The organism is Streptomyces sp. NPDC007905, assembly GCF_042959345.1.
Classification (GTDB): Bacteria; Actinomycetota; Actinomycetes; order Streptomycetales; family Streptomycetaceae; genus Streptomyces.
Map to the genome: position 1 here is coordinate 152,332 of NZ_JBIBKS010000020.1, position 9,562 is coordinate 161,893.

Here is a 9,562-nt window from a genome sequence, read left to right on the forward strand (position 1 = left end):
GTTGACCCAGGCCGCGGCCCATCCGCGCGCGTACTCATCTCGCGGTCTAGGTACGGATACTCACGCGTCCGTGCGCGCGCCCACGACGCCGGCCCGCCGCCTGGCTACCATCACGTCCGTGTCGGTACTCCCCCTGGTGTTCACCAGTGGCTGGGCCAGCGGCATCAACGCCTACGCGGTGGTGCTGCTGCTCGGCCTGTTCGGCGTGACAGGGCTGAGCGACGACGTGCCTCAGACGTTGCAGCGGCCCGAGGTGCTGATCGTGGCGGGCGTGCTGTTCCTGTGCGAGGCGGTCGCCGACAAGATCCCGTACGTCGACTCGGTGTGGGACTCCGTGCACACGGTCGTCCGGCCGCTCGCGGGCGCCTGGGTCGGGGCGCTGCTCGCCGGGCACAGCGGCTCGCTGTCGGACGTGGCGGCCGGGCTGATCGGCGGTTCCACCGCACTGGCCAGTCACGGGGTGAAGGCCGGGACGCGGATGGCGGTCAACGCCTCGCCGGAGCCTTTCAGCAACGTCGTCCTGAGCCTCGCCGAGGATCTCGGGGTGGCCGGCGTCGTCTCGTTCGCCATGTTCCATCCGGAGGCCGCGGCGGTCGTCGCGGGCACCCTGCTGGTCTCCGGGCTCGTGGTGCTGGTGTTCCTCGTCTCCCGCATCCGGCGCTTCCTGCGGCGCCGGGCCCGGCGGCGGCAGGAGCGGCGGCCGGCCTCGCCGGTGTCCGGACCACCGGGCTGACCGCGCACGGACCGCCCGCGGGCCGCGTTGTCAGTGACGGTCGATAAAGTCGCAGGCATGGCACGGATTGCGGTGATCGGCGCCGGGATGGGCGCGATGGCGGCCGCTGCCCGGCTGGCCGTCGCGGGCCACCGGGTGGCGGTGTACGAGCGTACGGAGACGTACGGCGGTGCGGTGCGCCGCTTCGAGCGGGACGGCTTCGCCTTCGACACCGGCCCCGGGCTGCTGCCCCTGCCCGCGGTCTACCGTGATCTGTTCGTCAAGACCGGCAAGGAGCCGCTGGAGGAGTGCGTCGAGCTGGTCCAGGTCGATCCGGCCTCGCGGCACGTCTTCGCGGACGGCACGGAGGTGTCGCTGCCGAACGCCTCTCGCGCGGGCGTGGTCGCGGCCCTTGACGAGGCGCTGGGTGGGGGGGCCGGGCAGCGCTGGGGCGACTTCCTGGTGCGGGCCCGGGAGGCCTGGGACCGCACGCGCCGGCCACTGCTGGAGGAGCCGCTGTGGCCGAACTGGCAGGTGCTGGCGGAGCGGGAGCCGTATCCGGCCGTGCCGCACAAGCGTCTGCTGCGCACCCGGCGTGCGAGCACGCTGGCCGAGATCGGCGAGTGGGAGCTGCGCGACGAGCGGCTGGCGGCCCTCTTGGAGAGCCACGCGCTCGCCCATGGCCTCGATCCCCGGACCGCTCCGGCGAGCGCGGCCGTGCTGCCGTACATGGAGCACGCCTTCGGCACCTGGTATGTGCGCGGTGGCATCCGGGAGTTGGCGCGCGCGGTGTACGAGCGGTGCGTGCAGCGGCGGGTCGAGTTCGTCTTCGGCGCCGAGGTGACCGGGATCGTGGAGAAGGACGGCCGTGCGGCGGGCGTGCAGCTGGCTGGGGGCACCTCCCGGGCTTTGGGCTCCGGGGGAGGGACGGTTGCCGAGGCGGACCTCGTGGTGGCGGGTGTCGCCCCCGACGCCCTCGGCCGGCTGGTCACGGGCGCGGCGGTGCGAGGTGCCGGTGAGGTCGCACCGCGGCGCGGGGCGCCGAGTCGGCTGACGGTGCTGCTGGCGCTGCGCGGTGGGCGGCCGGAGGGTGCGGCCCACCGGACCGTGGTGCACGCGGAGGACCGTGAGGCCGAACGGGACCTGCTGTTCGGCGGCCCGGGCGGGATGGCGGCCCGCCCCACCGTCACGGTGCTGCGGCCCGACGATCCGGCGCTGGTCCCGGACGCCGCCCAGGAGTCGATCGTCCTGACCTCGACGGTCCCCGCCCAGCCCCAGGAAGACGGCTGGGCCGACCGCAAGGTCTTCGAACAGCGCGCCGAGGCCATGATCGCCGTGGCCGAGCGTGCCGTGCCCGGGCTGCGGGACCGCGTTCTCTGGAGGGAGGTGCGCACCCCCGCCTCCATCGAGGAGGCCACGGGCGCGGCGGGCGGCGCGATACCGGCCCCGGCGCTCGCGGCCGGCGCCGGACACCTGCTGCACCCCGGCAACACGACCGAGCTGCCCGGCCTTTTCACCGTCGGCGGCTGGTCCCACCCCGGCGGGGGCCTTCCGCACGCCGGTATGTCCGGTGCGCTGGTGGCGGGGCTGATCGTGGAGGGCCCAGAGTTCCGGGGCTCGCAGTGAGCCGGGAGTAGGTCTCAGAAGCGGTACTGCTCGTCGTACCCGGCGCCCGGCTGCGGCTGCTGCCCATTGCCCTGGTACGGGTACGGCTCCTCCTGCGGGAGTTCGCCGCCGTAGGTCTCGCTGCGCTGCTGCGGGACCCAGACTCCGTCGGCCGGGGTCTCGCCGTAGCCGCCGGTGGCGTACGGGTCCTGACCGTAGCCCTGCTGCCCGTACTGCTGCTGCTCGTAGCCGGTGCCGTACGTGGTCCCGCCGTAGGACTGGGTGCCGATGTACGGGTCGGAGTAGTTGGCGTACCCCTGCTGGCCGTTGTCGTAGCCGTAGCTCTGCTGGGCGTAGCCCGAGTAGTCGTAGGCGTAGTTCTGGTCGGTGGCCTGGTGCTGGGCGGCGGCCGCGTAGGCGGTGTCGCCGTAGACGCCGTAGGAGCCGGTGTCGTCGGGCAGGGGCTGGGGCTCGTAGACGGCGGTGCTCTCGGCGGCGCTGGGCTCGGGCGAGCGGGCCGGGGTGAAGACGTCGTCACGGTCGTCGTCGCCGTAGGCCAGATGCTCGCGGCCGTAGCCGGCGTCCCGGTCGTCTCCGCCGTCGGCGGCCTCCAGGTCGGAGACCTCGAGGGTCGGGTCGTGGCGGTCCGCCTTGCCGCGCCGCCGCTTGCTGCCGCCGCCCTCGGCCTCGGCTTCGGGGCGCTTGACCGCCCAGCCGGCGGCGAAGCCGCGGCGGAAGGACAGGGTGACGTAGGTCTGGCCGACCGCGAACGCGATCGCACCCAGACCGATGACGATGACGGACGGCATCAGCACGCCGAGTACGACACCGAGGAAGCCGCCGAAGGCGAGCAGCCGCCAGCGCAGCCGCGCCTTGTACTGCAGCAGCACCTCGCCGAGCAACCACAGTGCGACGACGCCGAACGCGATGTAGAGGACCGTCCAGCCCATGTACGCCCCTCTCCCAGTGACCGCTACGCAGTGTGTCGTATCGCGGTGCGGCCGGTCTAGGCCTGCGGGGGGTGGTGCAGGCCCAGGTTCTCGTAGATTTCCAGGGTCGCCGTGGAGTTGTTGAGCGTGATGAAGTGCATTCCGGGCACTCCCTCGGCCAGCAGCCGGGCGCAGAACTCCGTGGCGAACTCGATGCCAATGGAGCGTACCGCCGCCGGATCGTCCTTCGCTGTGAGGATCCGCTCTTTCAGGGCGTCCGGGAAGACGGCGTTGCTGAGCCTGGGCAGCCGCTCCAGCATCTTCACGCTGGTGACCGGCAGGACCTCGGGGATGACCGGGGTCTCGCAGCCGGCCGCCGCCACCCGGTCGCGCAGCCGCAGATACGACTCCGGCTGGAAGAACATCTGCGTAATGGCGTAGTCGGCCCCCGCACGGCACTTGTCGACGAAGTGGGCGACGTCGGTGTCCCAGTCCGTGGACCTCGGATGCATCTCCGGGAAGGCGGCGACACCGACACAGAAGTCGCCCGACTCCTTGATGAGCCGGACGAGTTCGGCCGCGTACGTCAGACCCCTCGGGTGCGGCACCCACTCGCCCATCGGGTCGCCGGGCGGGTCGCCGCGCACGGCGAGCATGTTGCGGATGCCCGCGTCCGCGTACTGGCCGATGATGTTGCGCAGCTCGGCGATGGAGTGGTCGACCGCGGTGAGATGGGCGACCGGCGTGAGCGTCGTGTCCACGACGATCTGCTGGGTCTCCTTGACGGTGGTCGCTCGGGTGGAGCCGCCGGCGCCATAGGTCACGGAGACGAAGTCGGGAGCCACGGCCTCGACCCGCCGCAGTGCGTTCCACAGGCTCTTCTCGCCCTTGGGGGTCTTCGGCGCGTAGAACTCGAACGAGTACGCCGTCTTGCCGGTGGCGAGGATGTCACGCACGGTGCGTGCGCGATCAGTCCTGGTGGATGCGGTTCCGAGGGCCATACCCGCAGGTTAGCCAGGGGTGGGCGGCACCCCAACCGAATGCCGGAAATTTGCCCGAATTGTCGCTTCCCCGTCCACCCATTGGACAAAAACCTGGACAGCGCCCCGTCCCGGAGCGTCCCTAAGCCTGCCGGAGCCGCTTCGCGAACTCCGCCGCCGCGGCCCCCGGGTCGTCGGCCTCGGTGATCGCGCGGACCACGACCACTCGGCGGGCGCCCGCGTCGAGCACCTCGTCCAGGTTGCCGAGGTCGATACCGCCGATGGCGAACCAGGGGCGGTCGGTGCCCAGGGCGGCGGTGTACCCGACCAGGTCGAGACCGGGGGCGTGGCGGCCGGGCTTGGTGGGGGTGGGCCAGCAGGGGCCGGTGCAGAAGTAGTCCACGCCGTCCTGGACGGCGGCCGCGGCGGCCTCGGACACGGCGTGCGTGGAGCGGCCGATCAGGACGTCGGCGCCGAGGATCGCGCGGGCCGCGGGGACCGGCAGGTCGCCCTGGCCGAGGTGGAGCACGTCCGCGGAGGCGGCGTGGGCGACGTCGGCCCGGTCGTTGACCGCGAGCAGCTTGCCGTGCCGGGCGCAGGCGTCGGCGAAGACCTCCAGGTGTTCCAGCTCCTCGGCGGCCTCCATGCCCTTGTCGCGCAGCTGCACGATGTCGACACCGCCGGCCAGGACCGCGTCCAGGAACTCGGCGAGGTCGCCCTGGCGCTCACGGGCGTCCGTGCAGAGGTAGAGGCGGGCGTCGACGAGCCTGCCGCGGGCGGTGTCGGACATGAGCGGGTCCCCCCGTGGTCGGTGTCCATGGGTGTGCGAGGGGGTGGCGTACGGGCCGCGGCCGGTACGCCACCCGAGGTGCGGGTCGGTTCAGACGGCGAGCGCCTGGGCGCGGCGCTTCACCTCCGTGCCGCGATTCTCGCTCAGGGCCTGCGCGGGGGTGCCGGGCAGGGTCGGGTCGGGGGTGAAGAGCCATTCGATCATCTCTTCGACCGTGAAGCCGTCGTCCCTCAGGAGCGTCAGGGTCCCGGTCAGGCCCTTGACGACCTTGTCCCCGTCGATGAAGGCGGCGGGGACGTGCAGCGCCCGGTTCTCACCTCGGCGTACGGCGATGAGCTGGCCCTCCTTGACCAGCTGCCTCACACGCGTCACCTCGACGCCGAACTTTTCGGCGATATCGGGGAGAGTGAGCCAGGCGGGGACGAGAGCATCAATCTTTGCGTCAATCTCGGTCACGGAAACTAGCCTGCCATCCCCCACTGACAGTCGGAAGTCAGGCCGGTCCACGCGGGAGGACGCGCCTAGCCGACGGTGGCTTCCTTCAGGGGCCGCGCCGGGTCGGTCAGGGCCTCGGGATCCATGCGCCGGCCGGTCTCGATCAGCCGCCGGCCCTGGGCCAGATCGCGCGGCCTGCCCACGGCCAGCAGAGCCACCAGCCGGTCCTCGCGCAGCCAGCAGACGGTCCAGGCCGGGCTCGCCGGGTCGCCGCGCCACACCATGCGGTCGGCCGCGGGGTGGTGGCCGGCGTACTGGACGAACCGGCCGAACTGCTCCGACCAGAAGTACGGCACCGGGTCGTAGGCCATGGGGATCTCGCCCAGGATGTTCGCGGCGACCGTGCGCGGGCCCTGCAGGGCGTTGTCCCAGTGGTGGACCAGAAGCCGGGCGCCGTAGCGGGCCGAGGGGAAGGAGGCGCAGTCGCCGACCGCGTACACGTCCTCGGCGGAGGTCCGCAGGTGGGCGTCGGCCACGACCTCGCCGTGCGCGCCCCGCTCGATGCCGGAACCGGCCAGCCAGCCGGTGGCCGGCCGGGCGCCGATGCCGACCACCACGGCGCCCGCGGGCAGCCGTGTGCCGTCGCCGAGCACCACCGTGCCGGGCTCGACGCGCTCCACGCGCGCGTGGGTGCGCAGCTCGGCGCCGCTGTCGGCGTACCAAACGGTCATCGGCGCGGCGACCTCGGCGGGCAGGGCGCCGGCCAGCGGCCGGTCGGCGGCCTCCACGACGGTCACGGCACAGCCGGCCTCGCGGGCGGCCGTGGCGAACTCGGCGCCGATCCAGCCGGCGCCGACGACCACGATGTCGTGCTGCCGGGCGAGCACGGGCCGCAGCCGTTCGGCGTCGTCCAGGGTGCGCAGCAGGTGCACGCCGGGCACGCCCTCGGCACCCGGCAGCCGGATCGGTTCGGCACCCGTGGCGAGCACCAGGACGTCGTACGGGACGGGTCCCGCCTCGGTGCCCAGCTCGTGGTCGCCGGGGCGCACGCCCAGCGCCTCGCAGCCGAGCCGCAGTTCGATACCGAGGGCCTCGAAGTCGATGTCGAAGGCTGAGCCCTCGGCCGTGCCGAGCAGCACGGCCTTGGACAGCGGCGGCCGGTCGTACGGCTGGTGGGGCTCGGCGCCGATCAGCGTGACGGTGCCCGTGAAGCCCTGCTCCCGCAGGGCGACCGCGGTCTGCACCCCGGCCATGCCCGCGCCGACGACGACCACGTGCCGTCCCTGTGACGTGCCCTGTTGCGGTGTCTGCTCGCTCACTCGATCACCATAGACAACTGACAAAACGTCAGTCAGGGGGCGTGCTCGGTGACCTGTTCCACAATGCTCGTCCCGGCGCCCGGCTGCGACTCCCACCGCCAGGCCTCCTCCACGCGCACCCGCCCGTCCGGCAGTTCCACGGCCGTCGCCACGCAGTGCCCCGAGGAGGTGGTGCCGTCCCGCTTGAGCTGCACGTAGCGGAAGTCCAGCCGGTCGCCCTCCCGGGTGCCGACCAGATGGCCGCGTACGACGTCGCCGCCGGCGTACTCGGCCCAGATCTCCCCGTCCTTCTCGTGGTACGCGAACCGGGTGCGCGTACCCACCTGACCTGGGGCCTGGTCCGCCACCGGGGCCAGGACCAGTCCGTCGAGCGAGCGGGTCATGGCCGGGGGCTCCCTTACAGGCGACGTACTCCGCGGGCTAGGGTGGCCACCGTACAAGCACTCGCGGGAGCCCGGACGCACCGGGCTGAGAGGGAGGCTGGCGGCCTCCGACCGTACGAACCTGATCCGGGTCATGCCGGCGAAGGGAGGGGCTGGACGCCCATGTCGTCACGTACACCCGACGTCCTCGTCATCGGGGGCGGAATCATCGGCCTGGTCACGGCCTGGCGTGCCGCGCAGCGGGGGCTCGCCACGGCCGTGGTGGACCCGGAGCCCGGTGGCGGGGCCGCGCGGGTCGCGGCGGGGATGCTGGCCGCGGTCACCGAACTGCACTACGGCGAGGAGACGCTGCTCGCCCTGAACATGGAATCCGCCCGCCGCTACCCGGACTTCGCGGCCGAGCTGACCGAGCTGACCGGACACGACCTCGGCTACCGGCGCAGCGGCACGCTCGCCGTCGCGCTCGACGCCGACGACCGCGCGCATCTGCGCGAACTGCACGCGCTGCAGCAGCGTTCGGGCCTGGAGTCGGAGTGGCTGTCGGGGCGGGACTGCCGGCGCCTGGAGCCCATGCTCGCGCCCGGTGTGCGCGGCGGGCTGCGGGTCGACGGCGACCACCAGATCGACCCGCGGCGGCTGGCGTCGGCCCTGGTGACCGCGTGCGAGCGGGCCGGGGTGGTGTTCCACCGGTCGTGGGCCGAGCGGCTCGACGTCGCGGGGGACCGGGCCGCCGGGATCACCACGGCGGACGGTACCGGGCTGGGCGCGGGTCAGGTGGTGCTGGCGGGCGGGAGCCTGAGCGGACGTCTGACGGGCGTCCCGGACGACGTGCTGCCTCCCGTACGGCCGGTGAAGGGACAGGTGCTGCGGCTGACCGTGCCGCGCCGGTACGCGCCCTTCCTGAGCCGCACCGTGCGGGCCGTGGTGCGCGGCAGCCAGGTCTACCTGGTGCCCCGGGAGAACGGTGAGCTGGTCGTCGGCGCGACCAGCGAGGAGCTGGGCTGGGACACGACGGTGACCGCGGGCGGCGTCTACGAGCTGCTGCGCGACGCCCATGAGCTGGTGCCGGGGATCACCGAGCTGCCCCTCACCGAGACCCGGGCGGGTCTGCGTCCCGGCTCCCCCGACAACGCGCCGCTGCTCGGCCCCTCCGGGCTCGACGGGCTGCTGCTGGCCACCGGGCACTACCGCAACGGGGTGCTGCTCACGCCGGTCACCGGGGACGTCATGGCCGAGCTGCTGGTCGGCGGTGAGCTGCCTCAGGAGGCCCGCCCGTTCACGCCGAAGCGCTTCGGCGCCGTACTCGTGGAGCAGCCGGCATGAACATCTCCGTCAACGGGCAGCGCCGGCAGGTCGCTCCGGGCACCGCGCTGGACGCCCTCGTCGAGACCCTCACCGCGGCGCCCTCCGGGGTGGCCGCCGCCGTCAACGAAACCGTCGTCCCGCGCGCGCAGTGGGCGACCACGGCCCTCGCCGAGGGCGACCGTGTGGAAGTCCTCACCGCCGTGCAGGGAGGCTGAGCCATGGCCGACGATCCCTTCGTCCTCAGTGGGGTGCCCTTCGGCTCCCGGCTGATCATGGGTACGGGCGGCGCACCGAGCCTGGACGTGCTGGAGCGGGCGCTGGTCGCCTCGGGCACGGAGCTGACCACGGTGGCGATGCGGCGGGTCGATCCCGCGGTGCACGGCTCGGTGCTCTCGGTGCTGGAGAAGCTGGGCATCCGGGTGCTGCCGAACACGGCGGGCTGTTTCACCGCCGGGGAGGCCGTGCTGACCGCCCGGCTGGCCCGCGAGGCCCTCGGCACCGACCTGATCAAGCTGGAGGTCATCGCCGACGAGCGGACGCTGCTGCCGGATCCGGTGGAGCTGCTGGAGGCGGCGGAGACGCTGGTCGACGACGGGTTCACGGTGCTGCCGTACACCAACGACGATCCCGTGCTCGCCCGGAAGCTGCAGGACGTGGGCTGTGCGGCGGTGATGCCGCTGGGCTCGCCGATCGGGTCCGGGCTCGGGATCCGCAACCCGCACAACTTCCAGCTGATCGTGGAGCACGCGCGCGTGCCGGTGATCCTGGACGCGGGGGCCGGTACGGCGTCGGACGTGGCGCTGGCGATGGAGCTGGGGTGTGCCGGGGTGATGCTCGCCTCCGCCGTCACGCGGGCGCAGGAGCCCGAGACGATGGCCGCCGCCATGAAGCACGCGGTCGAGGCGGGACGCCTGGCCCGGCTGGCCGGGCGGATTCCGCGCAGGCACTTCGCGGAGGCCTCCTCCCCCACGGAGGGGCGCGCCCACCTGGATCCCGAGCGCCCCGCCTTCTAGACGAGTCTTTCCAAATGCCTGCGGGCGCGAGGAGAGGGTGTCCATGATCGTTTGTGACGACGAACCTGGACACCCTCGTGACCGCACTCTA

General features: G+C 73.0%; 11 protein-coding genes and 1 riboswitch. Of the genes, 5 read left to right on the forward strand and 6 right to left on the reverse strand.

The features are described from left to right. Positions 1-118 precede the first annotated feature (118 nt). Together ACFZDC_RS31135 and ACFZDC_RS31140 are read left to right on the forward strand one after the other, a co-directional pair. A complete protein-coding gene (locus ACFZDC_RS31135) occupies positions 119-733 on the forward strand; it encodes a DUF4126 family protein (RefSeq protein WP_391329121.1) in 615 nt (204 codons plus the stop codon). 57 nt (positions 734-790) lie between these two features. Next, positions 791-2,338, forward strand: coding sequence for an FAD-dependent oxidoreductase (locus tag ACFZDC_RS31140; RefSeq protein WP_391329122.1), 1,548 nt, complete (start codon positions 791-793; stop codon positions 2,336-2,338). 14 nt (positions 2,339-2,352) lie between these two features. Here the strand turns inward: ACFZDC_RS31140 and ACFZDC_RS31145 are convergent, their stop codons facing one another. The 6 genes from ACFZDC_RS31145 to ACFZDC_RS31170 all read right to left on the reverse strand — a co-directional run bounded on the left by ACFZDC_RS31145 (position 2,353) and on the right by ACFZDC_RS31170 (position 7,153). Beyond that, positions 2,353-3,267, reverse strand: a complete 915-nt coding sequence (locus ACFZDC_RS31145) for a hypothetical protein (RefSeq protein WP_391329123.1) — start codon at positions 3,265-3,267, stop codon at positions 2,353-2,355. Positions 3,268-3,323: 56 nt separating this feature from the next. Next, positions 3,324-4,247, reverse strand: a complete 924-nt coding sequence (gene metF, locus ACFZDC_RS31150; protein WP_391329124.1) for a methylenetetrahydrofolate reductase [NAD(P)H] — start codon at positions 4,245-4,247, stop codon at positions 3,324-3,326. Between the two features lie 121 nt (positions 4,248-4,368). Continuing rightward, the gene (thiE, locus tag ACFZDC_RS31155) at positions 4,369-5,016 is read right to left on the reverse strand and encodes a thiamine phosphate synthase (RefSeq protein ID WP_391329125.1); all 648 of its coding nucleotides are present in this window, start codon (positions 5,014-5,016) and stop codon (positions 4,369-4,371) included. Positions 5,017-5,106: 90 nt separating this feature from the next. Then, positions 5,107-5,472 carry an Rv2175c family DNA-binding protein gene (locus tag ACFZDC_RS31160; protein ID WP_391329126.1) on the reverse strand — a complete coding sequence of 122 codons (366 nt, stop codon included), beginning with the start codon at positions 5,470-5,472 and terminating at the stop codon, positions 5,107-5,109. Positions 5,473-5,537: 65 nt separating this feature from the next. Further along, positions 5,538-6,770, reverse strand: coding sequence for an FAD-dependent oxidoreductase (locus tag ACFZDC_RS31165; protein WP_391329127.1), 1,233 nt, complete (start codon positions 6,768-6,770; stop codon positions 5,538-5,540). A gap of 32 nt (positions 6,771-6,802) precedes the next feature. Then, the gene (locus tag ACFZDC_RS31170; protein ID WP_391329128.1) at positions 6,803-7,153 is read right to left on the reverse strand and encodes a hypothetical protein; all 351 of its coding nucleotides are present in this window, start codon (positions 7,151-7,153) and stop codon (positions 6,803-6,805) included. Positions 7,154-7,206: 53 nt separating this feature from the next. Next, positions 7,207-7,318: riboswitch (TPP riboswitch) on the forward strand. Between ACFZDC_RS31170 and thiO the strand changes: the two genes are divergently transcribed. The 3 genes from thiO (at position 7,316) to ACFZDC_RS31185 (ending at position 9,471) form a co-directional block, all read left to right on the forward strand. Continuing rightward, positions 7,316-8,476 carry a glycine oxidase ThiO gene (gene thiO, locus ACFZDC_RS31175; RefSeq protein ID WP_391329129.1) on the forward strand — a complete coding sequence of 387 codons (1,161 nt, stop codon included), beginning with the start codon at positions 7,316-7,318 and terminating at the stop codon, positions 8,474-8,476. It overlaps the preceding riboswitch by 3 nt. Further along, complete coding sequence (thiS, locus tag ACFZDC_RS31180) at positions 8,473-8,673, forward strand: sulfur carrier protein ThiS (RefSeq protein ID WP_391329130.1); 201 nt, start codon at positions 8,473-8,475, stop codon at positions 8,671-8,673. The genes thiO and thiS overlap by 4 nt, the downstream gene beginning before the upstream one ends. 3 nt (positions 8,674-8,676) lie before the next feature. Beyond that, positions 8,677-9,471, forward strand: a complete 795-nt coding sequence (locus ACFZDC_RS31185) for a thiazole synthase (protein ID WP_391329131.1) — start codon at positions 8,677-8,679, stop codon at positions 9,469-9,471. The last annotated feature ends 91 nt before the right edge of the window (positions 9,472-9,562 follow it).